The 26,027-nt window shown below is 35.4% G+C and carries 22 protein-coding genes, 1 tRNA gene and 4 pseudogenes; 20 read left to right on the top strand and 7 right to left on the bottom strand.

What is annotated here, in order from left to right; translation table 11 throughout:
- Positions 1–170 precede the first annotated feature (170 nt).
- Together M5A78_RS01450 and M5A78_RS01445 are read left to right on the top strand one after the other, a co-directional pair.
- Entirely contained in the window at positions 171–1,922 is a 1,752-nt protein-coding gene (locus M5A78_RS01450; protein ID WP_248733502.1) for an ABC transporter transmembrane domain-containing protein, read from the top strand.
- A 1-nt stretch (position 1,923) separates the two neighbouring features.
- A complete protein-coding gene (locus M5A78_RS01445; protein WP_248733501.1) occupies positions 1,924–3,717 on the top strand; it encodes an ABC transporter ATP-binding protein in 1,794 nt (597 codons plus the stop codon).
- Between the two features lie 78 nt (positions 3,718–3,795).
- On the opposite strand, the gene M5A78_RS01440 is transcribed toward M5A78_RS01445, so the two are convergent.
- Positions 3,796–3,972 carry an aspartyl-phosphate phosphatase Spo0E family protein gene (locus tag M5A78_RS01440; RefSeq protein WP_248733500.1) on the bottom strand — a complete coding sequence of 59 codons (177 nt, stop codon included), beginning with the start codon at positions 3,970–3,972 and terminating at the stop codon, positions 3,796–3,798.
- Between the two features lie 275 nt (positions 3,973–4,247).
- On the opposite strand from M5A78_RS01440, the gene M5A78_RS01435 reads away from it, so the two are divergent.
- The 3 genes from M5A78_RS01435 to M5A78_RS01425 all read left to right on the top strand — a co-directional run bounded on the left by M5A78_RS01435 (position 4,248) and on the right by M5A78_RS01425 (position 6,086).
- A complete protein-coding gene (locus M5A78_RS01435; RefSeq protein WP_248733499.1) occupies positions 4,248–4,955 on the top strand; it encodes a cytochrome c biogenesis CcdA family protein in 708 nt (235 codons plus the stop codon).
- 129 nt (positions 4,956–5,084) lie between these two features.
- Positions 5,085–5,447 carry a response regulator gene (locus tag M5A78_RS01430; RefSeq protein WP_319942246.1) on the top strand — a complete coding sequence of 121 codons (363 nt, stop codon included), beginning with the start codon at positions 5,085–5,087 and terminating at the stop codon, positions 5,445–5,447.
- A gap of 159 nt (positions 5,448–5,606) precedes the next feature.
- Positions 5,607–6,086 carry a CcdC family protein gene (locus tag M5A78_RS01425; RefSeq protein WP_248733497.1) on the top strand — a complete coding sequence of 160 codons (480 nt, stop codon included), beginning with the start codon at positions 5,607–5,609 and terminating at the stop codon, positions 6,084–6,086.
- Between the two features lie 75 nt (positions 6,087–6,161).
- On the opposite strand, the gene M5A78_RS01420 is transcribed toward M5A78_RS01425, so the two are convergent.
- On the bottom strand, positions 6,162–6,587 hold the full coding sequence (locus M5A78_RS01420) for a DUF2621 domain-containing protein (protein ID WP_248733496.1): 426 nt from the start codon (positions 6,585–6,587) through the stop codon (positions 6,162–6,164).
- A gap of 305 nt (positions 6,588–6,892) precedes the next feature.
- Between M5A78_RS01420 and M5A78_RS01415 the strand changes: the two genes are divergently transcribed.
- The 4 genes from M5A78_RS01415 to M5A78_RS01400 all read left to right on the top strand — a co-directional run bounded on the left by M5A78_RS01415 (position 6,893) and on the right by M5A78_RS01400 (position 10,048).
- Positions 6,893–6,989 (top strand) — tRNA-Sec (locus M5A78_RS01415).
- Between the two features lie 187 nt (positions 6,990–7,176).
- The gene (locus M5A78_RS01410) at positions 7,177–7,419 is read left to right on the top strand and encodes a hypothetical protein (protein WP_248733495.1); all 243 of its coding nucleotides are present in this window, start codon (positions 7,177–7,179) and stop codon (positions 7,417–7,419) included.
- Between the two features lie 416 nt (positions 7,420–7,835).
- A complete protein-coding gene (locus tag M5A78_RS01405) occupies positions 7,836–8,663 on the top strand; it encodes a sulfite exporter TauE/SafE family protein (protein ID WP_248733494.1) in 828 nt (275 codons plus the stop codon).
- 137 nt (positions 8,664–8,800) lie between these two features.
- Positions 8,801–10,048, top strand: coding sequence for an anaerobic sulfatase maturase (locus tag M5A78_RS01400; protein WP_248733493.1), 1,248 nt, complete (start codon positions 8,801–8,803; stop codon positions 10,046–10,048).
- A gap of 184 nt (positions 10,049–10,232) precedes the next feature.
- Here M5A78_RS01400 and M5A78_RS01395 read toward each other — a convergent pair whose 3' ends face one another.
- The 3 genes and pseudogenes from M5A78_RS01395 to M5A78_RS01385 form a co-directional block, all read right to left on the bottom strand.
- Positions 10,233–11,111, bottom strand: a complete 879-nt coding sequence (locus M5A78_RS01395; protein WP_248733492.1) for a LysR family transcriptional regulator — start codon at positions 11,109–11,111, stop codon at positions 10,233–10,235.
- 255 nt (positions 11,112–11,366) lie between these two features.
- Positions 11,367–11,486, bottom strand: a pseudogene (locus M5A78_RS01390) (IS4 family transposase); the annotation flags it as partial.
- Positions 11,487–11,498: 12 nt separating this feature from the next.
- On the bottom strand, positions 11,499–12,536 hold the full coding sequence (locus M5A78_RS01385; RefSeq protein WP_248733491.1) for a LacI family DNA-binding transcriptional regulator: 1,038 nt from the start codon (positions 12,534–12,536) through the stop codon (positions 11,499–11,501).
- Between the two features lie 372 nt (positions 12,537–12,908).
- Here M5A78_RS01385 and M5A78_RS01380 point away from each other — a divergent pair, with 372 nt between their 5' ends.
- The 11 genes and pseudogenes from M5A78_RS01380 (at position 12,909) to M5A78_RS01325 (ending at position 23,504) form a co-directional block, all read left to right on the top strand.
- Entirely contained in the window at positions 12,909–14,687 is a 1,779-nt protein-coding gene (locus M5A78_RS01380) for a sulfatase (RefSeq protein ID WP_248733490.1), read from the top strand.
- A gap of 86 nt (positions 14,688–14,773) precedes the next feature.
- Positions 14,774–16,159: an MFS transporter gene (locus M5A78_RS01375; protein WP_248733489.1), complete on the top strand. Its 1,386-nt coding sequence runs from the start codon at positions 14,774–14,776 to the stop codon at positions 16,157–16,159.
- A gap of 45 nt (positions 16,160–16,204) precedes the next feature.
- Positions 16,205–17,283 (top strand): annotated as a pseudogene (locus M5A78_RS24855) (glycoside hydrolase family 3 N-terminal domain-containing protein); the annotation flags it as partial.
- Between the two features lie 197 nt (positions 17,284–17,480).
- Entirely contained in the window at positions 17,481–18,125 is a 645-nt protein-coding gene (pgmB, locus tag M5A78_RS01360) for a beta-phosphoglucomutase (protein WP_248733488.1), read from the top strand.
- Positions 18,126–18,152: 27 nt separating this feature from the next.
- Positions 18,153–19,859 carry a glycoside hydrolase family 3 protein gene (locus M5A78_RS01355; protein ID WP_248733487.1) on the top strand — a complete coding sequence of 569 codons (1,707 nt, stop codon included), beginning with the start codon at positions 18,153–18,155 and terminating at the stop codon, positions 19,857–19,859.
- A 39-nt stretch (positions 19,860–19,898) separates the two neighbouring features.
- Positions 19,899–20,102: a hypothetical protein gene (locus M5A78_RS01350; RefSeq protein WP_248733486.1), complete on the top strand. Its 204-nt coding sequence runs from the start codon at positions 19,899–19,901 to the stop codon at positions 20,100–20,102.
- Between the two features lie 20 nt (positions 20,103–20,122).
- Positions 20,123–20,841: pseudogene (locus M5A78_RS01345) on the top strand (fibronectin type III-like domain-contianing protein); the annotation flags it as partial.
- A gap of 163 nt (positions 20,842–21,004) precedes the next feature.
- Positions 21,005–21,394 (top strand): YidH family protein, encoded by a 390-nt coding sequence (locus tag M5A78_RS01340; protein ID WP_248733485.1) that lies wholly within the window; start codon positions 21,005–21,007, stop codon positions 21,392–21,394.
- A 36-nt stretch (positions 21,395–21,430) separates the two neighbouring features.
- Complete coding sequence (locus tag M5A78_RS01335) at positions 21,431–21,709, top strand: ROK family protein (RefSeq protein ID WP_264760428.1); 279 nt, start codon at positions 21,431–21,433, stop codon at positions 21,707–21,709.
- A 201-nt stretch (positions 21,710–21,910) separates the two neighbouring features.
- Positions 21,911–22,090 (top strand): ROK family protein, encoded by a 180-nt coding sequence (locus M5A78_RS01330; RefSeq protein ID WP_319942251.1) that lies wholly within the window; start codon positions 21,911–21,913, stop codon positions 22,088–22,090.
- 250 nt (positions 22,091–22,340) lie between these two features.
- Positions 22,341–23,504, top strand: a complete 1,164-nt coding sequence (locus M5A78_RS01325) for an MFS transporter (protein ID WP_248733482.1) — start codon at positions 22,341–22,343, stop codon at positions 23,502–23,504.
- An 892-nt stretch (positions 23,505–24,396) separates the two neighbouring features.
- On the opposite strand, the pseudogene M5A78_RS25095 reads toward M5A78_RS01325, so the two are convergent.
- Positions 24,397–24,674: pseudogene (locus M5A78_RS25095) on the bottom strand (transposase); the annotation flags it as partial.
- Between the two features lie 800 nt (positions 24,675–25,474).
- Positions 25,475–25,609: an Arm DNA-binding domain-containing protein gene (locus tag M5A78_RS01320; protein ID WP_248733481.1), complete on the bottom strand. Its 135-nt coding sequence runs from the start codon at positions 25,607–25,609 to the stop codon at positions 25,475–25,477.
- Positions 25,610–26,027 lie beyond the last annotated feature (418 nt).

The following is a 26,027-nucleotide window of genomic DNA, read 5'->3' as shown; positions in this document are numbered from 1 at the left end:
CACTCATATATAGATATGGGTGCTTTTTTTTGTGCTTTAAAAGAAACGTATCTAAATCTTTATTATTTTATGAATATTTGATAAAATAGGAATCTCAGTGTGGAGAATTAATTTTGATCATGGATCAAATGAAACAAGGAATAATTTTTTCTGGTTTTGGGGGTGTTTTAATGAAAGTTTTTTTAGAGTTAGGCTGGTTTTTTAAACAGGAGAAAAAAGCGTACATATCGGGGATTTTCATTTTATTGTTAGTGGCAATGCTGCAGTTGGTACCGCCTAAGGTGATAGGAATTTTAGCCGATCATATTAATGACAGAACGATATCTAAAGGCATGCTTGCTCAGTGGATGATCGTACTTATCGCAGTTGGGCTTGCAATGTATGGTCTAAGATATTATTGGAGAATTATGATTTTTGGCTCATCAGTTAAACTTAGCAAAATTTTAAGAAATCGATTGTATCAGCATTTTACCAATATGTCCCCATCATTTTATCAGAAAAGTCGGGTCGGCGATTTAATGGCCCATGCAACCAACGACCTGTCAGCTATCCAGCAAACGGCGGGGGCAGGGGTCTTGACCCTCGTTGACTCACTTTCAACCGGTGGGTTTGTTATCATCGCGATGGCATTTACAATCAGCTGGAAGTTGACGTTAATTTGTTTAATTCCGATGCCCTTTATGGCTATGTTGACAAGCTGGTTTGGGACGATGTTACATCGGAGTTTTTATAAAGCTCAAGAAGCTTTCTCCTCATTAAATGATAAAACACAGGAAAGTATGACCGGAATAAAGGTAATCAAAACATTTGGCCAGGAAAAAGAAGATATTGAGGATTTCCGGAAACAATCGGAAGATGTTGTGCAAAAAAATATTGTGGTCGCAAAAATAGATTCCCTCTATGACCCAACTATTTCGATAATTGTCGGGATTTCCTTTTTCTTATCAATTGCATTTGGAGCGAAATATGTACTTAATGGTGAATTATCGATTGGCGAATTAATCTCGTTTACAGCCTACTTAGGTTTATTGATTTGGCCAATGCTGGCGTTTGGCTGGCTGTTTAACATCGTCGAACGCGGTCGTGCCTCCTACGACCGGGTTGCCGCACTTCTTATGGAAAAGGTAGAAATCACTGATACCGACAATTCTTTGGACGTGATGCCTTATGGGGATATCCAATTTACGATTGCTGAATTTACCTATCCAGGTGATTTACGGCCAATCTTAAACGATGTGTCGTTTACAATAAACGCAGGTGAGACACTCGGGATTGTTGGTAAGACTGGATCAGGAAAAACAACACTGTTAAAGCTGCTAATTCGCGAGTTCGAGGGTTACCAAGGGGAAATTCTTTTTGGTGGTCGGACACTTAAGGACTATAAGCTGAATAGATTACGGGAAGCGATTGGCTATGTCCCACAGGATCATTTCTTATTTTCGGCTTCAGTAGCTGAAAATATTGCCTTTACAGACCCGTCAGCATCGATGGAGGATATCGAAAAAGCAGCCAAATTAGCCAACATCCATAACGATATTCTCCAATTTACTGATGGCTATCAAACGGTTGTTGGTGAGCGAGGAGTCTCACTATCAGGCGGCCAGAAACAACGAATTTCGATTGCCCGTGCACTGTTAATGAGTCCTGAGGTATTAGTCCTTGATGATTCCTTATCAGCCGTGGATGCCAAAACAGAGGAAGCAATCCTTTCGTCATTAAGACAGAATCGTGAAGGAAAAACCACCATTATTACCTCACACCGGTTAAGTGCGATTCAACATGCCAATCTAGTTCTTGTACTTGAAGATGGAAAGGTCATTGAACGAGGTGCCCATGAGGACCTTATGGAATTGGACGGATGGTACAAGGAAATGTATTTACACCAGCAGCTAGAGGAACTGGTGGAGCATGGAGGACATTAATATGGAAGAGAAAATACAGCTATCAGAACGTGAGCAAAGAAAGATCTTATACCGTCTTCTTTCCTATACAAAGCCACATAAGAAAAAGATCAGTATCGCATTCGTCCTGCTGCTATTAACAACCATAGGAGACATCTTCCTGCCGTTTTTAGTCAAAATATTTATCGATGATTATTTGACACCCGGGAAGCTTGCGTTTCAGCCATTATTGATTCTTGGCTCGGTTTATATGGGAATTCAATTCGTTAAAGCTGTCCTGATGTTTTTCCAATTTGTTAAATTTCAAGAGATTGCCCTCTACATTATCCAGCAACTACGGATAGATGTTTTTTCAAAGGTGCAGTCGCTAGGTTTAAAATATTTCGATAAAACACCGGCGGGAAGTATCGTGTCCCGAGTGACGAATGATACGGAAGCAATTAAGGATATGTTTGTTACCGTCATTGCCACGTTTATTCAAAGTGGATTTTTGTTGACAGGTATTTTCATTGCCATGTTTATTTTGAATGTAAAGCTTGCCTTGATTTGCGTCATCATAATTCCAATTTTATTATATGTGATGAATCTTTACAGAAAATTAAGCTCGCGCTATTATCTTGATATGCGCGAAAGGTTGAGCCAATTGAACGCGAAGCTTGCCGAGTCACTCCAGGGAATGGCGATTATTCAAGTTTTTCGTCAGGAAAAACGCCTTCGTAACGAGTTCGGCACAATTAATGAGAAGCACTACCGGGCTGGGATGAAAAATATTAAAATTGATGGCTTGTTGTTAAGGCCAGCAATTGACCTAATTTATATTTTTGCTCTTATTATTGTCCTTAGCTATTTTGGAATATCGTCCTTCCAACACAGTATTGAAATTGGGGTTATCTATGCGTTTATCAATTATTTGGATCGTTTCTTTGAACCAGTTAACCAAATGATGATGAGACTATCATTATTCCAGCAAGCCATTGTCGCCGGTTCACGCGTATTTAAATTGTTGGATGAGGAAGAATTAGCTCCTGCACAAAAAGAAGAGGTTGGTATTGCCATTCAACAGGGGAAAATAGAGTTTAAAAACTTAAGTTTTTCCTATGATGGAAAACGAGACGTTTTAAAAAATATTTCCTTTACGGCTAATCCAGGGGAAACGGTTGCACTTGTCGGGCATACCGGCAGTGGAAAGAGCTCGATCATTAATCTAATGTTGCGGTTTTATGAATTTGAACGCGGGGAAATTTTGATTGATGGTGACTCGATTCGTAACTTTACTAAGGATGAGCTTAGAGAGAAAATGGGCCTCGTTTTGCAGGATCCGTTTTTGTTTTATGGGACGGTAAAGGATAATATTCGCCTTCACAATCAAGGAATGACTGATGACCAAGTGGAAGAGGCGGCGAGATTTGTTCAGGCCCATTTGTTTATTGAAAGGCTTGAAGGTGGCTTTGACCATCGAGTAGTCGAGCGAGGAGCAACATTCTCTAGTGGACAGCGGCAATTGATTGCCTTTGCAAGGACGATTGCAGCGAATCCCAAAATATTGGTGCTAGATGAAGCAACGGCCAATATTGATACGGAAACAGAAGAAGCAATTCAAACGGCACTAGCGAAAATGCGCAAAGGTCGGACTACGATTGCGATTGCCCATCGTCTATCAACTATTCAGGATGCTGATTTAATTCTTGTCCTGCATCAAGGGGAAATTGTCGAACGCGGAACCCATCAGGAACTGTTGTCCTATGGCGGTTTATACCATAAAATGTTCTTGCTGCAAAACGGGGCTGTTGAACATCTTGAAGATATTGTTAATTAATAGAAAAAGGCCTGGAGCAGTAAGCCAGGCTTTTTAGGATGTTTTATCTTTTTGTGTTTTGTGAAAATTCTAAAAGTACTAACAGACTGACGATGGAACTTTTTTAATATATTTTCTATTATATTCATTTAAAAGGTTATCAAGTTCCTGGCTGTAGCGAATTGCAACGGAGGAAGTCAAGCCGTTGGTTATGGCGACGTGGATTAATTCAGCTCGCTTATTTTCTATTAATGTAACTAAATCCTGTTTGATCACGGCCGATGTCCTTTCCGGAGTAACTCCTAATTTAAGGTGAATACTAAAATAAAAGACTACCAAAATGGCATTTGTTTTACTAGTATAACCTATAATGTAAATTACTTCAAAGAGATTTGTAAAATAATACCCAATAATAAAGGGTGTGAATTGGAAAAAATGAAATTTTTTTGAAGTGGAATGAGTGGAGACACAAAATATTCATGTTAATCATTATCTTTTGGATAAAAGTTTTGTTAGAATGAAAAGGTATCGACTATAGTAGGAGTGTTAATATGTCTGATGTAAATATTTTTATGGCGTTTGGTGCAGGGTTTTTAAGCTTTATTTCACCTTGTTGTTTACCTCTTTATCCTGCATTCCTTTCGTATATCACAGGAATGTCTGTTGGGGAATTAAAAAGTGAAAATGCCATGCTGAAAAAACGGAGTTTGTTACATACGTTATTTTTCTTAATTGGTTTTTCCCTCATTTTTGTAGCGCTCGGATTTGGAACCTCATTTCTTGGGAATTTTTTCAGTGAATACAAAGATTTAATTCGCCAGCTTGGAGCGATTTTTATTATTTTCTTTGGTTTGATGATTGTTGGTATCTTTAAACCCGAGTTTTTAATGAGGGATCGACGATTTGAATTCAAAAATCGACCATCGGGATATATTGGATCTATTTTAATCGGAATGGCTTTTGCTGCTGGCTGGACACCATGTACTGGTCCAATTCTTGGGTTCGTTATCACTCTTGCTGGACAGAATCCTAGTTCTGGTATGTTATACATGATTGCTTACTCCCTTGGCTTCGCGATTCCATTTTTCATTTTATCCTTCTTTGTAGGCCAAATGAAGTGGATTAAGACTCACAGTTTGAAGATTATGAAAATTGGCGGCTATATTATGCTTGTTATGGGGGTTATCCTCTTTTTTGACTGGATGACAAAAATTATAGGATTTTTCTCAATATTATTTGGGGACTTTATCGGATTTTAATTTCCATTGAATAATAAGATATTCCTGAAAAAATAAAATGTAATTATTTTAATCGTCTTTTTTATGTTTTTCAAAGGATGCTAGATGGTAGTTTTGTTGACGTGGATGGTTGTTCTAGGGGGAAGGTTGTTGGCAAAAATATTAATTGTTGATGATACCAAATTAATGAGAGAGAAATTAAATCAAATTATTAATAAAAATAACCATGAGGTCGCAGGGGAAGCAGATAATGGCAATAAGGCTATTCAACTTTACCGCGAATTAAAACCAGATCTTGTTACCATGGATATTACGATGCCTGAAATGAGTGGACTTGAAGCAACCAAGGTTATTCGTGGGGAGTTTCCTGATGCGCGGATTATTATGTGTTCAGCAATGGGACAGCATAAAATTATTGTTGAAGCGATTGAAGCTGGGGCAAAAGACTTTATTCTCAAGCCTTTTGATGATTGTCAAGTTATAGAAGCAATTAATAGAGCCTTGAAATCATAACCATTTAGGAATATCCTAATATGGTTTTTCCTTTTTTTGTATAGGTTATTTATGCACATTAATAATAGAATCAGAAATGCAGTTGAAAATTTTTAACACCATTGATTATTTGAGATATAATGAGTTAGTAAATAATTAGATAAGGGAAGAATGAATCCAATGAACTACGTTGTTGTTTCTTCAATCGGAGCGGTTTTTATGGGCTTATTTGTTTTGTTTGTTCGCATGAAAGCCGCAAAGCAACCTACAAGTATAAAAAAGATTATTTTACCGCCTGTTTTTATGTCAAGCGGGGCACTCATGTATGTGGTACCGGAATTTAGATTGACCTCGATGGAAATTCTTGAGGCTGTCGTGGTCGGTATGCTTTTTTCTATCCTGCTGATCAAAACCTCTAAATTTGAAATACGTGATAATGATATTTATTTAAAGCGGTCAAAGGCGTTTATTTTTATTTTAGTCGGTTTGTTATTGGTTCGCGTTGTGTTAAAAACTATTTTAAGTAGTACGATTGATATTGGACAGTTAAGTGGAATGTTCTTCCTGCTTGCCTTCAGCATGATTGTTCCATGGCGTTTGGCGATGTACCAATCTTACAAAAAACTCTACCATGAGCTTCATAAAATAAAAATGATATAAATTTACGGACACTGATTCTTTGGAGTCAGTGTTTTTATTTTGGGAAAAATAAAAAAAACCGTCTTGAATGACGGTTTAGAATAAATGTTCGTATGGTGCAACATCAATTCGATTTTCAAAAAGCTTTTTGCGCAAAAATTTATGATCTCTTTTTGGTGTTGCTTGGATGTAGCCGCGAATCACCAGGTCTTCAGTAATTTTAGGAGCATTTTCATTCAGAGCAAGCTCGCCGATTTTCCCGGCAATCTTATGTCTAGCTACATCGCGAAATAGCTCTGGAACAGGGCTGACTAAATCCTCAAGAAGATTTTTTTCATCATCCTTCCACAGATGACGAGACTCATTTACAAAGTGCTCTTCCCAATCCATTACCGACTTGCCATCTTCTTTAGGCATCTTTTTCAAAAACTTTCGGAACATAAAAAATCCGCCTATGGCCATTGAACCAACTAAAAAAACAACCCAAAAGAGGATAAACCATAAAAACCAACCATTGAGCATATTTTTCACCTACAAAAAAACAATTTATCTACCTATTATAGTCTGAATTCAGGGGAAATGACAAGAAAAGGTCATCATTTAATTAGGGACTCCAGAGAGGTAGATGGTGATATATTATTTGGGTCTAAAATATGTAATCATGAGCGGTGCGGAAATGGTTGTCGAAAAAGTGACAAATTGGCCAATTCTATTGATTATTACTATATTCCATTGTAATATGGTTACAAATGAAAGGTTAACGAAACTTTTTTTCATAAAATAGCTGTTAACTTTCGTCCAAACACCTTGAATAAAATAACAACCATGGGGCTGACTGGGGTACTGGTGTCCTCCACAGTCTTCAAAACTGCTTGAGACCACCGTGTGTGGTCTGGTGGGTTCGATTCCCACGCAGTCCCGCCAATGAAATACAGTATTATCAAGGGTTTAGACGGTTTTTAAGCAGTAACTAAAATCGTGATTTGAACCGTGATTTTCTTCTAAACATACACCTGTATTTATACTGAAAATTACATAATATACGGTACATTTTTTAATGTGAACTGGTGCATTAAATCCACTTTTTCAATTATGAAAGGTGGATTTTTTTATGCCTATTAATCGGATAACAAACAGAAAGGGTTCAAGAAGTATCAGCAATTTAAAATGTACAAAATCAGTCGAACAGAAATTTACTTTAAATGAAATGTTTGAACAGTATATGAATTACAAGCTTACTGAAGGCTTGGCTGAACCAACCATTCTTATATATTATGAAAATTTTCGTTACCTAACTGATTTTTTTGATGGTGATTTGTCCAATGAAGATTTATCAAAAAAACAACCTCTATAATGATAGAATCACTGAATAGACAGTATCTGACTAATCAGTGTCATCCTCATTATAGGGGGGAGTAGTTCTCATTCCGTGAAACTTGTTTAAAAACTCCATGACAATTGTTCAATTTGTCCGTGATATTGGTATAATTTGAGTGAAATATTCAACCTTAATCCTAAGTTCTCACCTCGACGTACTCCTGTGAAAATGGCAGTAACATAAATCGAACTCACAACTTGATCATTCACAACTTCTTAGGTTCAGTATGTCTACCGATTAGCCATTTTTGGCATATTTGATGAGAATTTTAAGTATTAACATCGGAATTGTTGCTTATTCCTTTTGTTTATAGTCTATAAAACTTTTCTAATTTACTCCCCCTAAGTCTTTTGATAGATTAATATTAAAGTTACAGATTTAGGGTGATTAAAATGGAATTTTCAACCGGATTGCTGCTTCTTTTCATTGGTATAATAGCTGGAGGATACGGAACCATTGTCGGTGCAGGTGGAGGGTTTATATTTGTACCAGCTCTTCTACTTATTTTTCATATGAATCCTGCAGTTGCAGCTGGAACTGGATTAGTTATTGTATTAATTAATTCACTATCAGGAGTAATTGGATATGCAAAACAAAAAAGGATTAGTTATCGGACAGGAATTACCTTAGGTATCGGTGCACTTCCAGGTTCTTTGCTTGGGGTTAGGCTGCTTCAAATTTATTCATCAAAATACTTCTATGTGGTTTTGGCGACCTTACTGGTTGTTCTGGGAGTTTTTTTGTTTGCTAGTAACTCACCTTTAGCTATTTTGAAAAGGAAAAGGTCTTCTGAAGTAAGTCGAGAAGGAAGGATTGTTGTAGAAAATTCAACTATGGAAGTGTCTGCCACAATTGAAAGACCTAGGATCTCGATTACTTGGTTGGTACCAATTGGATTTCTATTGGGAGTATTATCGAGTTATCTTGGCATTGGAGGGGGATGGCTGCTTGTTCCCATTTTAATTTATATTTTTAAAGTATCACCCCATTATGCAACAGCAACATCTATTTTTGCCCTTACCCTTTATACCTCAGTGGGAGTTATAGCCCAAATATTTTATAGCAGCATAGATTGGATGACAGTCCTATGGGGAGGGATTGGTGTGATAATTGGATCCCAGATTGGTGTATTACTGGCCCAAAGAATACCTGGAAAAGTAATTATCCAAATGCTTTCTGTCCTATTAATGGTCATTGGTTTCCGTATGTATTTTAATTAAGAGATAAAAAGTTTAATAATCTATTTTTCATTTTTTTATTCCTAAAGTCATAATGAACTGAAAAGTGATGTATCTCGTATACCTATGTTTGAGTGTCTTCTACCATTGAACTAAGCATCTTAAGGGAGTGAACATATATGGAAATCGTTAGGACTAATGTAAAACACATGATTTCGGGTGTTATGTGGAAAACAGTCTCAGAGGCATGTAATCTTGCATGTGACTATTGTTATTATAGTAGATGTAATGGAAGACCAGATAACATAAAAAGAATAGAAGATGATGTCCTAGAAAAATTTATCCGTGAGTATATGGCATTAAAAAAAAGAGTCGTGCCCTTTGCATGGCAAGGCGGAGAACCATTATTAGCGGGGATCGATTTTTTTAAGAAAGTGGTACAATTACAAGCAACATACGCACCTAATAATACAGTTATTAGTAACTCCATTCAAACAAATGGAACTTTAATTGATAAGGAATGGGCAACTTTTTTTAAAAAATATAACTTTTTAGTTGGTGTCAGTTTGGATGGTCCTGAAGAAATAAATGATGCTAAAAGGATAACTGGGTCTGGTAAAGGCAGCTTCAAGTCTATTATGAAGGGGATCCAATATTTAAGAGATGCAAATGTAGATTTTAATATATTAACAGTTTTACACGAAGGTAATATTTTAAAAGCGAAAGAATTAATGAACTTTTATAAAGATGAATCCTTCAGCTATGTTCAATTTATCCCATGTATGGATTTTCAGTCACAGGATCCAAGTCAACCTGGAAAATATTTAATTACGCCCCAACAATATGGCGATTTTCTATGTGAAGCGTTTGATATTTGGTATAACAATGGAGTACCTGAAATCTCTGTTCGTTTCTTTGATAATATGCTGGCTATATACCTTCATCAACAGGCGGAAGCTTGTATCCATCAAAAAACTTGTCCAAAAAATATTGTCTTTGAACAAAACGGTGACGCCTATCCGTGTGATTTTTTTATTGATGAACAATATAAATTAGGAAATATAAAACACGACTCCTTAGAAAGTATCATCAACAACGAACGAATGGATCAGTTTTTGGCTAGAAAGCCCTCCCTCCCGACACAATGTGAGTCCTGTGAATTTCTTCATTTATGTCATGGAGGGTGCCCAAGAAATCGTATAAGTGAAAATAACGAGATTGGTGTTGAATATTTTTGTGAGAGCTTCAAACGTGTATATCGTTATGCTCATGAAAGGATGCTTGAACTCGCTACTACTATCAAAAGATGTAAAGTTACTGAAGTAAAAGAGGCTGGTAATCAATTACCTGGACGGAATGAGAATTGCTTATGTGGAAGTGGGAAAAAATTCAAGAAATGCTGTGATCCATTACTAAGGTCAATTTAGTTTGTGAGTTTGTTGACTCTATAAAAATATGCACCAACCTTTGTTTTAAAAGGCTTTCTTAAATTTTTCTATTGGTCTAAACAAATAGGGTCGTTTTTATTTGTAGGCAGCAAACAAAAATAAAAAAAAGAGGCATACAACCTGCCTCTTCCTTACGTCATTACTCTTTTAAAATAGCTAATTATTAATAAGAATTGCGGATAAAATCAATAAAATATTTCAAACCTGTTTTTTTAAACCGATGAGTTTTTTGTACCATCCATAAATCTCGTGATATATGAAGACCAGAAACCTTTAATTCATGCAATGTGCCGTATTTTAACTCTCTTGCGACCGTTACCTTTGGTAGGATACTAACACCTAAATCCGCTTCCACGGCGCTTTTAATCGATTGATAACTTCCTAGCTCCATTGTACTTTTGATATTATCAAGAACTCCATGTGCATTTAATGCGTCCTCTACAATTTTACGTGTTCCCGAATCAGCCTCTCTCCAAATCATTTTTTTCTCCGGAAGTTCATGTATTTGTATTTGACTTTTGTCCATCCATTTGTGAGTTGCTGATGTTACTAAGATTAACTCATCATCAGCAAATTTCTCTCTAATAAAACTATCATTCTGTACAGCACTTTCAACAAAAGCAATATCAATCTCATTATTTTCTAACTTAGATAAAATATTAGGCGTATTACCAATTGATAAGCTGAATTTTAAATCTAGATAACTTTTGATAAAATTTCCAAGTAAATCCGGTAACAAATATTCTCCTATTGTTAAGCTAGCACCTATATTAAGTACGGTTTCTTGGTTAGCTGTTACCGCTTCAAAGGATCTTTTGGAGTATTCAACTATTTCTTTTGCATAAGGATAGAGTTTTTTACCTTCTTCTGAAATAGTTAACCTACCATTTTTTCTCTCAAATAGATTAGCACAATACAACTCTTCTAAATGTCGAATTTGTTTAGTAACAGCAGGCTGCGATACGAAACTCAGGCGTGCAGCTTTACTAATACTTCCCTCATCAACTACCAGGCAAAACATTTTTAAACTTTCTATGTTCATTTTTAATCTACCACCCAAATAGATAATCAAATTGAGGTTATCCATAAATGATTTAGAATAGCTTATGATACAGAAGAAAACAGTTTCATAATTTTTTACGAAACATTTCACTAGTGTTGTATAAATACTGTCATAATTTTCAGTTTAGTTAACTTTCCAATTTAGAGCAAAAAAAGTAATTACCCAATTAAAGGTGGCTCCAATCGTTTGGGGATTTTTTACAATTAGATCTGTGTTACAACGACAATTTTCCTATCAAGGAACCGCTTTTCCTTCAATTTTTCGAAGCCAGATATTTGCTGGCTTCCATAGTGAAGCGCTTAAATAACGGCTAATTTGAAAGGTTTTCCGCTTACTCTTCGTCTCGATTTGAATTTGGGGAAAGATTTAATTTCTATCAATTGATTTCACAGAATCACGCTCAATTATTTTTGAATCAACGATAACCTCTTTATTAAAATCTTGGTTTCCTTGTAAATATTCAAATAACATGGTTGTAGCTTCAAACGCCATTTGATAGGCTGGTACATAAACACTGGTAACAGCGGGCAAACATTGTTCTCCATCCTGAAATTTGTGTTCAATGGTTATAATTGAAACATCGTTCGGTGCATCTAAATTTAGATTGTTTAGAAAGTTAATTGTTTGCTGGACTTTAGATGTATCTTCTACCAATAAACCAGTCGGTTTATTTTTTTGAGTAAAGATAGTACCCAATAAATCTAGATAGGAATCTAAATTTAAAGGTGATAGAAAATGCTCAAGCTTCAGCTCTTCATCCTTTTTTTCTATTTCAAATTCACGAATAACCGAACCCATTATTTCCTTTTCCATACTCAGCACATTAATATATCGATGATTTTGATCATAAAAATAGTCCAATATATCCCTGCTATATTGTTTATATTGGGCGTAAACATTTAACCCGGTATGATTTAATATTTTTTCGCCAATGAAAACCATCGGCATTTTATGATCTAGTAACTCAAAGAAGGATGAACATAGAATAGGAGTAGTTCCAATGATAAGACCGTCTATTCTTTTTTGCTTAATAAAAGAATAATACTGAGGCTTGCACTGATTGGACATGATTTTTTTAATATCATTAATTTCGTTAATTAAGAGTAGGTGATAGCCCCATCGGATTAAAACTTCATTGACTCCTTTGATAAACTCCAAGATATATGTGTTTGATGAGGTTACATTTATATTGGGTAGTGAAGTAAAGTATAATCCAATTAATTTTGTTTCATTATTTGCCAAGTTTTGTGCAATCACGTTTGGTATAAAATTTAACTTTTCAACAGCATCGTATACTTTTTTTTCTGTTTTGCTGCTTACATATCCGCTTTTATTTAATACTCTAGAAACAGTAGAAATAGAAACTCCTGCTAAATTAGCTACGTCATAGATAGATACTTTCATAATAGATCACCACATTAAAATCGTTTTATTTGTACTACCTCACATTTCTGGGAATCGCTTTTATAGAAAATTATTTGTAAGCGTTTCTATATTTTCGATGTGGAAGCGCTTTTATAATTCCTTAATATTAATTTATCATAAAAATTACTACGGGTCAATCAGGTGTCACTGTAGATCGAACTTACGAAATAACCAGTATTTTGAATATAACAATTCGTTATACCCTATAAATTAATTGTTGTTGTTTAATAAGATATTTATTGATAAATTGAATTTATAAAAGCGCTTTTATAAAGAGATAGGAAACCTTTAAAGGATGTAAAAAATATCACTTATTGTGGGAATAAACAATAAAAAAGGAGACAAATTATCATGCGAGCAATCATGGTTATGTTTGATTCACTTAATAGGCATATGCTCCCAAACTATGGATGTGATTGGACTCATGCACCTAATTTTAAAAAGTTAGGAGAAAAAACGGTTGTTTTTGATCAGTGTTATGCAGGGAGTTTACCGTGTATGCCAGCAAGACGTGAACTTCATACCGGACGTTATAACTTCTTACACCGAAGCTGGGGTCCTATTGAACCGTTTGATAATTCAATGCCAGAAGTTCTAAAACAAAATGGTGTATATACTCATTTGGTAACTGACCATCAACATTATTGGGAAGATGGAGGTGCGACTTACCATCCAAGATATAGTTCCTTTGAACTTGTTAGAGGACAAGAAGGAGACCCGTGGAAAGGCCACTTGAAAAACCCAGACTATCCTGAAACGGAATCACCAGATTTTTTTGTGAAAAGTAATATGTTCAGACAAGACGTCATTAATCGGAGCTATTTCGAGTGTGAAGATAAACATCCACAGGCAGTTACCTTCTCTTTAGGGATGGAATTTATCAAAAAGAATAAGGATGAAGATAATTGGTTTTTACAGCTTGAAGCGTTCGATCCTCATGAACCGTTTTTTGCTTATCAACATTACAAAGATTTGTATCCTCATGAATACAAAGGAAAACATTTTGACTGGCCGCCGTATTACTTTGTTCAAGAGGGTGAAGAAGTAGTAGAACATGGAAAATATGAATATGCTGCACTTTTAAGTATGTGTGACCACTATTTAGGGCGTGTTATCGAATTAATGGACAAGCATGATATGTGGAAGGATACCATGTTGATTGTGAATACTGACCATGGATACTTGTTGGGAGAGCATGGATGGTGGTCAAAGAGTATCATGCCGGTTTATGAAGAAATAGCACATACTCCGTTATTCGTATGGGATCCTAGGGTAGGTAAAAAAGGAGAAAGAAGACAGTCAATTGTCCAAACAGTCGACTTGGCCCCCACTTTACTTGAATTTTTCGGAGTTCCATTACCGGAAAATATGGATGGGCGGCCATTGCGGGAAACCATTCAATCAGATCAGCCAATACGTGAAAGCGCTCTATTCGGTTTCCATGGAGGCCATGTCAATATAACAGATGGCAAGTATGTTTATATGAAAGCTCCTGTCTCTCCAAAGAACGAACCATTATATGAGTATACGCTAATACCAACACATATGAGAAAGCTATTTTCTCCCAGTGAGTTACAAAATATTCAAATTCAAGAACCATTTTCTTTCACAAAAGGGTGTCAAACCATGAAAATCCGTGCGGGAGAGGAATTTACTAACCCATTTCAATATGGATCAAAATTGTTCGATTTAACAACAGACCCTGAACAAAAAGAGGAAATTGAAGATCTAGAAATTGAATTGAAATTTATTGAAAAGATAGCTGAGAAAATGAGAGAAAATGATGCGCCAAAGGAGCAATTTGAAAGATTGGGTATTCCGGAGAACGGCATCATGACAGTAGAGGAATTAAGGCAGCAGAAAGAAGCGGTCCGGAAAGCAGAACAATTAAATATTTTGTTGGATAATCTATGGGATAAGGGAGCGCAAAATCAAATAAGAGCTTTACTAAATATTATTCCCGAGAATGTCCGTCAAGATATTTTAAATAAGTTTGAAGAATTTGTGGTTAGTTCAAGGTTCAATGAAATCACTACAGAGGTAGTTGAGAAATTTATCGATGTGAGTATTCCAAAGGAGGAAAAAGAAAAAGCACAGTATTTCATTAGACTAGCTGGTCGTACAAATTAATCGAGTAGAAGCTTACCTGCGGCAGATTTGCAAATTTCAATTCATTGTGGCTACTAAATAACCAAAAAAAATATGGGGGAATAGGCATGAGTTCAATAAATGCTAATGCAAAAAAGAGCGAAATAACGTTATATTCTTTTGGCGGATTTGGGTCAAACCTGTTATATGTTCTTACAACATCTTTCTTATTGTATTTTTATACTGATGTTTTTAAGATTTCTCCTATCGCTGTTGGTAGTGTATTTTTAATTGTTAGGTTAATTGATGCAATCTTGGATCCTATGATAGGAATGCTTGCTGATAGAACAAATAGTAAATGGGGAACATATAGACCTTGGCTAATTTTTGGCTCACCCCTTTTAGCTATGGTTACCCTTTTACTATTTACTGCGCCTCATTTAAGTCCGTCAGCGAAAATATATTATGCAATAGCAACCTATGTCGGTTATTCTTTTGTATCTTCAATCGTGAACATACCATATCACTCTTTAACTGCAATTTTAAGTCAAGATTCTAGTCAGAGGACGGTAATTGCTACAGCAAAACAATTTATGGGTACCTTTGGAGCCTTAGTAGCTTCCGCAGCTGTACTTCCTTTAATTGCTTTATTTGGAAGTGGGCAAAAAGGATGGTTTTTTACAACGCTCTTGTTTTCAATCTTATCCATTGCATCATTTTGGCTTTGTGCCCATGGTGCAAAACGACATGATATCAAAAAGGTAAATAGCAAAAATGATTCATCTTCAATTGATGGTCATCCTACATTGAAAGCACAAATTAATATAATTACAAAAAATAAACCTTTATTATTATTATTGATTGCTTTTTTAGCTAATATGGTTGCATTTGTCACAAGTATTTCTACATCAATTTACTATTGGCAATATAATATTGGCAGACTGGATTTGTTTTCAAAATTAAATTTATGGGGCACTTTGATTTCAATTCCTGTATTTATGTTAATTCCACCCTTGGTTAAAAAATTCGGTAAGAAACACGTATATATGTATGCATCTTTATTCTCTATCATTCCATTTGTTGTAATATTATTAATTCCTTATAAGAATGTAATGCCAATCTTTGTTCTATCTATTATTATCAGCCTTATTGGTCCACTTACTTCAGTTCTTCCATGGACCATGTTACCTGATTGTGTGGATTACGGAAAATGGAAAACAGGTATTAACGGTTCCGGTACAGTACATTCAATGGCGATTTTCACAAATAAAGTAGGGGGAGCCATTGGAGGTCTTATTTCTGGAGCTGTATTAGGAGCTGTAGGTTATGTTGCAGGGCAACACCAAACCCCTGAAGTATTAAAAACGATTGGTTATATGAATTTCCTTGTACCAATTCTCGGATATATAGTTATTGTGATAGTTATGAAGTTTTATCCAATTACAAATGAATTCAGTGCAAAAATGGTAGAGGAGATAAATAACAGAGAAAAAAAGAATGAAGCTGCTGTATAGTGGAAGATTAAGAAGTTACTATAACTGCTTATTTGGAGGCTAATGATGACTAGAGATATAAAAAAGTTGATTACACAAATGACTTTATAGGAAAAAGCAAGGTTATGTTCTGGATTAGATTTCTGGTATTTAAAAGGGATCGAACGATTAGGGATTCCATCAATTATGGTAACGGATGGTGTCCCCATGGTCTTCGAAAGCAGCGGGGAAGTGTGCGGATCATTTAGGGGTGTTTGACAGTTACCTGCTACTTGTTTTCCGTCTGCTGTTGGGTTAGCCAGCACTTGGAATCGGGATCTGATTCAAAAAGTAGGTATCGCTTTAGGTGAAGAATGTCAGGCTGAAGACGTGGCAGTTCTGCTTGGCCCAGGTGCCAATATCAAGCGTTCACCACTTTGTGGGAGAAACTTTGAATATTTCTCTGAGGATCCTTATCTTTCATCGGAAATGGCAGCGAGTCATATTAAGGGGGTACAAAGCCAAGGTGTTGGTACTTCTCTTAAACATTTTGCAGCTAACAACCATGAGCATCGCCGAATGTCTACGGATGCGATTGTAGATGAAAGAATATTGCGTGAAATTTATCTCGCTAGCTTTGAGGGTGCTGTCAAGAAATCTCAACCATGGACAGTGATGTGTTCTTACAACAAGGTGAATGGAGAATATGCATACCGAAAATAAATATTTGCTTAATGACATTTTGAAAGAGGAATGGCAAGTAACTGCGATTGTGCCTTCCGTTTTCAAAGGGAATATACCATTCTCATTTTTCAAAAGAACCATGCTCTCTCTTGCAACTTCACGTGCTAGCTGATGATGAACAGCTTGATTGGATTTTTGGCGAAGCAGATCCGAGCGGAAAATTAGCCGAAACATTTCCAAACCAATTAAGCGACAATCCTTCCTTCTTAAACTTCCCCGGTGAGGGAGACAAAGTGGAATATAAAGAAGGCATTTTTGTTGGCTATCGTTATTATGATAAGAAAAACATTAAACCGTTATTCCCCATTCGGGTACGGATTAAGCTATACAAACTTTTTGAATATAGTATTCTTTCTATTAGCAAGAAAGAAATTCAGGATGTGGAAACTGTTACCGTAAGTGTGAATGTGAAAAATACTGGTGTTGTTGCAGGGAAAGAGATTGCTTTTTATTATGCTAATAGCTGTCATAATGTTGATTAATATTTATGATACATTCCATTATCTTTAGTCTGCGATAGCACCACTTATGGTAGTTAGTCCAGTATGGATGTTAGAGAATGTTATAAAGTTTCATCAATTAATAAATTTTTTTAAAGCATGTATTTCGGAGGTAAGATATGTCAAAGAAAGCGATAATATTTGATCTTGATGGAGTAATTGTTACAACAGATCAATATCATTATAAGGCATGGAAAAAAATGGCTGATGAAAAAAAAATAAATTTTGATAAAACAATTAATGAACGGCTTAGAGGAGTAAGCAGGATGGAAAGCTTAGAGATTATCCTTGAGAAGTCTGAGAAGAAATATAGTAATTTAGAAAAAGTGGAACTTGCAGAGCGTAAGAACAATTATTATAAAGAATTTTTACAATGTGTAACACCAAAGGATATCCTGCCAGGAGTGTTAAAAATATTGCATGGACTTAAAGAAAAAGGTATTAAAATTGCCGTTGGTTCTTCAAGTAAGAACACACCCATTATTCTTGAAAGAATAGGCTTAGAAAGGTTCTTTGATGCTGTGGCAGACGGAAACAGTATAAAAAATAGCAAACCTGATCCAGAAGTATTTCTTCTGGCAGCAAAAATGCTAGGAACAAAGCCTGAAGACTGTGTTGTGGTAGAAGATGCAGAAGCTGGAGTTGAAGCTGCTCTATCTGGCGGTATGAAAGCTGTAGGTGTTGGTTCCGCCACTAATTGTTCAAAGGCAGACTATAAAGCAAGTAGTATGGAGTTTATTTCTATTGATGAATTGTTGATGTAATTATAATAATTTTTACGGAGGTACAAAATGATTAATTTAAAAGGAAAACCATTTTGTTTAAATGATGAGGATATACAGTGGGTAGAAGATACTCTTGCAGGTATGAGTGATGAGGAAAAACTTGGACAACTCTTTTGCCTAATAGCATATTCGGATGATGAGGAATATTTAAAGAAAATTCCGGTTAAATACAATCCGGGAGGATTAATGTGCAGACCTATGCCTGCAAAACAGGTTTTTAATACTGTACGTATTCTTCAAGAAAATTCGAAAATTCCAATGCTGATTTCAGCAAACTTGGAAAAGGGTGCTAACGGTATTGTTGAAGAAGGAACTTTTATTGGATCTCAGATGCAGGTTGCTGCTACAGATGATGATGAAATGGCATATAAACTCGGTGTTGTCTGTGGACGTGAGGGTTCTGCTGTAGGAGCTAACTGGGCTTTTGCACCAATAATAGACATTGATTATAATTTTAGAAACCCTATAACGAACACTCGAACATTTGGTTCTGATCCTGATAGGGTTCGCAGAATGGGGGCTCAGTATGTAAAAGGTGTACAAGAATATGGTGTTGCTGCTTCTATAAAACATTTTCCAGGTGATGGTATGGATGAGAGAGATCAGCATTTGGTTACATCTATAAACTCCATGTCTTGTGAAGATTGGGATAAAACCTATGGAGCCAACTATAGAGCTTGTATTGAAGCAGGCGCTATGACTGTTATGGTTGGTCATATAATGCAGCCTGCATATACTAAGAAATTCAATCCGCAGATAAAAGACGAGGATATTCTACCTGCTACACTTTCATATGAATTAGTAACAAAGTTATTAAAAGAACAATTAGGTTTTAACGGTCTTGTTGTTACAGATGCTTCAACAATGGCTGGAATGCAAATTCCAATGCATAGAGAAAAGGCAGTGCCACAAGCTATCGCTGCCGGCTGTGACATGTTCCTGTTTACTGAGAATATAGATGAAGACTACGAATATATGAGAAAAGGCATTAAAAACGGGATTGTTACTCAGGAACGTTTAAATGATGCAATAACAAAGATACTTGCACTTAAGGCTGCACTGAAGCTTCCTAAGAAACAGAAAGAGGGGAAATTAGTACCTACTCCTGATGAAGCATTAAAGAATATTGGAACTGAAGAACATAAAGCTTGGGCAGCTGAATGTGCTGATAAAGCTATTACCATAGTGAAAGAGGAAACAGGAGTTTTGCCTTTATCTCCAAAGAAATATAAAAAGGTTTTGTACTATGACATAGAAAGCCAACAGGGTTTTGCCTATTCAGTAAGAACCGGGGTTGCAGAAAAGGTTAAGAATCTACTTGAAAAAGAAGGCTTTGATATAGATGTATTTAAACCTAATCCAGACTATGAAGGTTTGGCTGATCGCTATGGAGAAATTACTGAAAAATATGATCTTATTATCTATCTTGCCAATATGGCAACAAAGAGTAATCAGACTACTGTGCGTATTGAATGGGCTCAGCCAATGGGAGCTAATGTGCCGGTTTTTACAAATGCAATTCCAACAGTATTTATATCTGTAGAAAATCCTTACCATCTTTTAGATGTGCCAAGAATTAAAACATATATTAATACTTACAGTTCAAATGACTTTGTATTGGAAGCATTAATTGATAAGCTAATGGGTAGGTCAGAATTTCAGGGCATAAGTCCTGTAGATCCATTCTGTGGAATGTGGGATACGAGACTATAATACTATACCTAGAAATATAAATAAAATGGAGAAATAGTTATGGCGAAATTTAACTGTAATGTTATTTCGTATACATTAAAGAGAGCAGTTGATATAACTGTTATTTTTCCATCACCAACTATACCTGACTCACTTGGCTTTGGAGGAGTTAAGCCTTCGCATACACCAAAAGAAAAGTATCCTGTATTGTACTTATTACATGGAATGGGAAATAACAACGCAACTTGGACTGGCTATAGATAGCAATGTTGAATTGTATGCTGAAGAAAGACAGATTTGTTGGCTATCGTTATTATGATAAGAAAAACATTAAACCGTTATTCCCATTCGGGTACGGATTAAGCTATACAAACTTTGAATATAGTAATCTTTCTATTAGCAAGAAAGAAATTCAGGATGTGGAAACCGTTACCGTAAGTGTGAATGTGAAAAATACCGGTGGTGTTGCAGGGAAAGAGACTGTTCAACTCTATATTAAAGATCTTGAAAGCTCTGTGATCAGACCGGAAAAAGAGCTAAAGGGCTTTGAAAAAGTCCAATTACAACCCGACGAAGAAAAAACGGTAACATTTACCTTAGATAAGCGGGCATTTGCTTACTATGACGTTGAGTTGAAAGATTGGCATGTAGAAACGGGAGAATTTGAAATCCTAATTGGAAAATCATAAAAGAAGTTGTTCTTACGGATACTATATATGTGGAATCAACTGTTGCAATTAAAAAGATAATCACAAGAAATACAACCGTAGGTGATCTATTAGCTAACCCAGAAATTGCTCCACTAGCTCAGCAATTTCTTGCTCAGTACAATCAAGACGATTCACTAACGAGTATTTCCGAAGGTGAAGATGGCAATGAAATAATGGAAGCGATGATGAAGTATTTGCCTTTACGTGCATTAGTTGCTTTTAATCCTACTAAGATAACTGATGATATGCTAAATGAAATGTTGGAAACTTTTAATACAACTTTAGTTAAGTAATTGCTTTGTAACGAGATGTGGCAACTAGTATAGGGTTATTAACTATGCTAGTAGCTACATTTTTCCATTATGTAATGAAAACAAATTAAATAAAAAGCATTTGCACGCATCAAAGATAAACGTGATTTTTATTTTGGTTCTTTTAAAGGAGATTTAGCTAACTATGGACTCTTTAAAAAAAATTAAAGAACAACCAGAAGAAAGTGTTAAATTTGCACAGCAGCATTTAGCAAATGAAAGAACCTATCTAGCATGGATCCGGACTGCTATATCTATTACAGGGGTTGGTTTTTTAACTACCTCATTACATTTTACTATTAAAATAAGCTCCTTTTCATATTTAAATACCTTAGCTATATTTCTCGGAATCTTTGCGTGTATTGTTGGATTTATAACTGGTCTATTGTCTACTATTCTATACACAAGGAAAAGAAGAGAAATTCAAGAGGGCGTTTTTATTCCGTCTAACCACTCTATTATATTTATTTCTACTTTATTCTCACTTTTAATTTTTATGATATTTATGTATCTTTCTATCTTATTATTGTCATAAAGTGGGTAATGAACTTAATTTTTTAAAAAAAATGTTATTCGTAAAAATGGGACTGTCATCAGGGCCTATAATTTAAATTGGAGTACATTGCAACTAGTAAAGGAACCAATTAAAGGAGGAACAAGTATACCATTTTATATCGATAATGATGCAAATGTAGAGGCATTAGGAGAGAGCTGGAAGGGTGCGGGTGAAGGTGGTGACAATGTTGTCTTTGTCACACTTGGGACAGGTGTTGGCGGTGGCGTGATTGCAGAAGGAAACTTAATACATGGCAAAATAGGAACAGCAGCAAGTGCAACAGGTGTTGTCTGATTAGCCCGCGATTTATCTGAAGAATTTGCAGGTGAATCAGAACTGAAGTGGTTAATTGATGATGGGCAAGAAGTGACTTCAAAGACCGTGTTTGATCAAGCAAAACGAGGAGATAGATTGGCTATCATTATAGTGGATAAATTTTATTTCTATTTAGGATTAGCTTGTGAAAATATTGCTAATTTTTAAAATCTTGAAGGAATTGTAATTGGTGGGGGAGTGTCAGCTGCAGGAGATATGCTGTTGAAAGTTGTAGAAAATTACTTTCATAAGTTTGCATATTCACAAGTAAGAACAAGTACGAAAATTAAACTGGCTCAGTTAGGAAATGATGCTGGAGTAATAGGTGCCGCATCGTTAGTTAAACACTATAAAAGATAAATTCTAGTTTAATTAAAAATTAATCTCAGAATCAACTATTTCCCCATGTTTTTTTTACACTGTAGGGGCAAGTTAGTGATAGAATATGGTAATAAAAATATATGATAATACATATTATTTCAGTTATCCTCTAAAAAAGCGTGGATTTAGGACAAAACCGATTCATTATGATAATAAATTCGTTGACTCTCCCCTTCGGGGATGCTATACATTATGTTCTATAGAGTTTTTTCTAAAGGAGTAAAGCAATATGCAAAAACAAAACTTAACCTTAGCTATCGTATTGACGAATCTATTCATTACCTTTTTAGGAATTAGCCTTGTTATTCCAGTTACACCTACAATCATGGATGAGTTAAATTTATCTGGATCAATTGTCGGCTATATGGTTGCTGCTTTCGCTGTCACACAGTTAATTGTGTCTCCAATTGCAGGCAGTTGGGTAGACCGATTTGGGCGAAAAAGGATGATCGTTACTGGTATGATCATTTTTAGTATTTCAGAGTTTTTATTCGGAATCGGAAAAACAGTTGAAGTTCTTTTTATTTCTCGTATGCTTGGTGGTGTCAGTGCAGCATTCATGATGCCAGCTGTAACAGCAGTGATTGCAGATGTTACAACGGTTGATACACGGGCAAAAGCACTTGGATATATGTCGGCAGCCATTTCAACAGGTTTTATTGTTGGGCCTGGTGTTGGAGGTTTCTTAGCAGAGTTTGGTTCTCGCTTACCGTTCTTCATTGCAACAGTCATTGCATTATTCGCAGCCATTATATCTGTTATCGCACTTCGTGAGCCAGAACGAAATCCTGAAAATGAAGAAGTAAAAGGGCAAAAAACAGGAATTAAACGTATTTTTGCACCGATGTATTTTATATCCTTTATGATTATTTTACTTTCACAGTTTGGTTTAGCAGCCTTTGAATCGTTATTTCCTTTATTTGTCGATCATAAATTTGGCTTTACATCGAAGGACATTGCCATCATTATATCAGGCGGAGGTATTGTAGGGGCGATTGTTCAAGTTGCATTATTCGATCGCCTGACTAAATGGATGGGTGAAATTCGTTTAATTCGTTATAGCCTTATTCTCTCGACGATCCTTGTACTTTTAATCACATTCGTGAACACATACTTTACGATTTTACTTGTTACAGTAACTGTATTTCTCGGATTTGATTTAATGCGACCTGCTGTGACATCGTATTTATCAAAAATTGCCGGAAATGAGCAAGGTTTTGTTGGCGGTATGAATTCGATGTTTACAAGTATCGGTAATGTAATTGGACCAATTATTGGCGGGATTTTATTCGATATCAATTTAAACTATCCTATTTATTTTGCAACAGTCTTATTATCAGTCGGAATTGGGTTAACCCTTGCTTGGAAAGAGTCAGCATATCGCACAGCTTAAGTAATCAAAAAGAGGCTGTTCCAAAAGGTGACAGGCACCACTACTATAAGTCAAAGTACATGATAATTTTTCAGCTATGTTGATTGGAGCGGAAGGCGCTCGACTCCTCGAAAATGCTATCGCATTTCCTTCGTGCGTGGGCGGATTCAAGGATGTAATTCAGTGTCCTGCGGGAGTACGGGTCCGGGGAGACCCCTCAGGCGCAGGTAGCGCCGAGGAGGCTCCCCGAACCTCCCGCGGAAAGCGAGCGCCTGGAGCGGAAATCAACACACAAATTTAACATGCTCATTACAAAAAGGGTGCCCCCTAAAAAGTTACTTGGGACACCCTCTTCTTTATTTACTAGAAATACATTTGCAATGTATATCAAAAAAATCATGATAATTATTTTCCAAAGTGACAATGCAATATAATTCTCAATTTAGAAACATTTGAGATTGAACAAAGATATGGATAATTTCATGAAAAATGATTTCACTAATTGAAGATAAGAAAAACGGAGATGAATGATATTGAAGTATTCAATAAAATTGACATAAAAGAGTGTGATTAAATGAAAAGTAAGAGATGGATATAAACATTAACACACTTTATAGTTGGAAAAAAAATATGGGTTAGAGTGTTTTCATAAAGCATTACCTAAAATGACAGAAAACCAACGATTTAGATTCTTCCAAAAACGGATACTTGAACTTGAGGAGGAGAATGCATTCCTAAAAGAGAAAATGAGTAACTGTACGAAATTACAAAGGGGGAGAGAACGTCTAGGTATGTGATGAGAAGAAAAATGACACAAATAAAGGGTGTGTGGAAAATCTTGTGTAAGTAAAATCTGACAATCTTCGCAAGGCAAGAACTAAAATTATATGTTTGATACATTTAAATCAATTCAATATAGATCTTTCTTTTGATCTTCAATGTCTTTAGTAGACATTCCTTTGGAATAAAGGCCAATAATTTGATCTTTCAATCCATTGGTGGTTTTTTCATATTTTTTAATAATTTGTGTTTCATTGTATTGCCAAACTTTGTCTTAACTGTTTATTGACTATATTCATTTCGACTATTTCCAGTATGGTCACCCACATTATCATGTTTTGAATTGCCGAGATGATCATCGAATTCATCCTAAAAAGACTTATGAATGGCATCCTTAAACAGGATCTTTAAATTTTTCCTATATGTCTACTTTTACAGCAAAATATTCACGAACCACTAATTAAGAAATAAATATTTAGCTTATTTACCTTTAAACGTACTAGCGAGGATTTAAATGAAAGTAGATCACCTGCTCACCTTCTTGCTAACACATTTGCTAACATACTTATTTTTCTTAAATGAATTGATTTAACTTGGTTGATTTTGACCCCAATAAAACCTTGATAAATCAATATTTATTTAACTTATTTAATTCAGTTGAACTAGCTTGATTTTGCTACATAAGATTGACAGGGTTGAGGTAGGAAATAGGTTAAGTAATGGTGTGATTTTAATCATTACCTAACAGATGGCTATAGGTGCCATGCTTGGTGCCCAAATTTTTAAAACTACAAATCACTAGCAAACACTAGGAAGTAAGAAAGCTTGATATATCAATATTTCCGAGTACATAAAGATACTAGAAAAAAAGATGCTAGCAAACTTCAAAACTGCTTGAGACCACCGTGTGTGGTCTGGTGGGTTCGATTCCCACGCAGTCCCGCCAATCTTGATATATAAGGGTTTATGGGGTTTTTTGAGAAGTTAGATTAGAGTAAAAGTTGTTGGCCAACAACTATAATAATTATCTTTGGTCACATTTTGGTAACATTAGATATTAAATCATTTTTCATAAGTTATTTAAATGCTCTAAAGTTCTAGGTGCAACGCTTATTGTGCATAATTTTCAATCCAGTAATCAAGATATCCACTCATGGTAATATCTTTTGGCTCAAAATAGGTTCCATTGTTAATTGAAATTAATTGTTCATTTAGATATTTCTCGGCCTCTTTTTTTGTCTAAAAACCCCTTTTTTCTTCTGCTTTCTTTTACCGGTTATAGGATCTATTCCAACATCAAATAAAATAAACCACGAAGATCCATCTTTCTTAATTGTTCCTCTCATAACTAAACTCTCACCTTCAAAAATTTTTTTGTAAAAGTTATAGTTACCGACTGTTAAATCATACCATGATCTTGTGCCTGTAACATAACTTGATTGAATTAGGTTTAATGAAAAAAACTAATATTTATTTACTTAAAGCACTCTCCACAAACAAAATGCAACTTTTAGAAATTAAATGTCCTTTCAACTCTTTATGAAACTCAAGTGTGGGATGGTCCTTTAAATTTTGTTTTTAACATCCAATTATGTTTTTTTGTTTTCAATGATGATTTCCTATATCCAATTTTAGCTTTTATTAATAAATAAATGTATTCTACCAATCGATTCATATCCTTGAAATGTAATTGTATTTTGAATGGATACCAGTATTATCTACAACAAAGCTAAGTTTCTTTTAACAATTGCTCTTATTTTCTTT

Origin of the sequence: Neobacillus rhizosphaerae (genome assembly GCF_937468385.1) — a bacterium.
Lineage (GTDB): Bacteria > Bacillota > Bacilli > Bacillales > Cytobacillaceae > Neobacillus > Neobacillus rhizosphaerae.
The sequence above is the reverse complement of the archived record's forward strand: the minus strand, read 5'-3'. Positions and strand labels throughout refer to the sequence as shown.

Excerpts from the sequence above, each read along its gene's own strand:
- M5A78_RS01450 (WP_248733502.1), top strand. The coding sequence starts at position 171 with ATGAAAGTTTTTTTAGAGTTAGGCTGGTTTTTTAAACAGGAGAAAAAA.
- M5A78_RS01445 (WP_248733501.1), top strand. The coding sequence starts at position 1,924 with ATGGAAGAGAAAATACAGCTATCAGAACGTGAGCAAAGAAAGATCTTA.
- M5A78_RS01435 (WP_248733499.1), top strand. The coding sequence starts at position 4,248 with ATGTCTGATGTAAATATTTTTATGGCGTTTGGTGCAGGGTTTTTAAGC.
- M5A78_RS01425 (WP_248733497.1), top strand. The coding sequence starts at position 5,607 with ATGAACTACGTTGTTGTTTCTTCAATCGGAGCGGTTTTTATGGGCTTA.
- M5A78_RS01420 (WP_248733496.1), bottom strand. The coding sequence starts at position 6,587 with ATGCTCAATGGTTGGTTTTTATGGTTTATCCTCTTTTGGGTTGTTTTT.
- M5A78_RS01410 (WP_248733495.1), top strand. The coding sequence starts at position 7,177 with ATGCCTATTAATCGGATAACAAACAGAAAGGGTTCAAGAAGTATCAGC.
- M5A78_RS01405 (WP_248733494.1), top strand. The coding sequence starts at position 7,836 with ATGGAATTTTCAACCGGATTGCTGCTTCTTTTCATTGGTATAATAGCT.
- M5A78_RS01400 (WP_248733493.1), top strand. The coding sequence starts at position 8,801 with ATGGAAATCGTTAGGACTAATGTAAAACACATGATTTCGGGTGTTATG.
- M5A78_RS01395 (WP_248733492.1), bottom strand. The coding sequence starts at position 11,111 with ATGAACATAGAAAGTTTAAAAATGTTTTGCCTGGTAGTTGATGAGGGA.
- M5A78_RS01385 (WP_248733491.1), bottom strand. The coding sequence starts at position 12,536 with ATGAAAGTATCTATCTATGACGTAGCTAATTTAGCAGGAGTTTCTATT.
- M5A78_RS01380 (WP_248733490.1), top strand. The coding sequence starts at position 12,909 with ATGCGAGCAATCATGGTTATGTTTGATTCACTTAATAGGCATATGCTC.
- M5A78_RS01375 (WP_248733489.1), top strand. The coding sequence starts at position 14,774 with ATGAGTTCAATAAATGCTAATGCAAAAAAGAGCGAAATAACGTTATAT.
- pgmB (WP_248733488.1), top strand. The coding sequence starts at position 17,481 with ATGTCAAAGAAAGCGATAATATTTGATCTTGATGGAGTAATTGTTACA.
- M5A78_RS01355 (WP_248733487.1), top strand. The coding sequence starts at position 18,153 with ATGATTAATTTAAAAGGAAAACCATTTTGTTTAAATGATGAGGATATA.
- M5A78_RS01350 (WP_248733486.1), top strand. The coding sequence starts at position 19,899 with ATGGCGAAATTTAACTGTAATGTTATTTCGTATACATTAAAGAGAGCA.
- M5A78_RS01340 (WP_248733485.1), top strand. The coding sequence starts at position 21,005 with ATGGACTCTTTAAAAAAAATTAAAGAACAACCAGAAGAAAGTGTTAAA.
- M5A78_RS01325 (WP_248733482.1), top strand. The coding sequence starts at position 22,341 with ATGCAAAAACAAAACTTAACCTTAGCTATCGTATTGACGAATCTATTC.
- M5A78_RS01320 (WP_248733481.1), bottom strand. The coding sequence starts at position 25,609 with ATGAGAGGAACAATTAAGAAAGATGGATCTTCGTGGTTTATTTTATTT.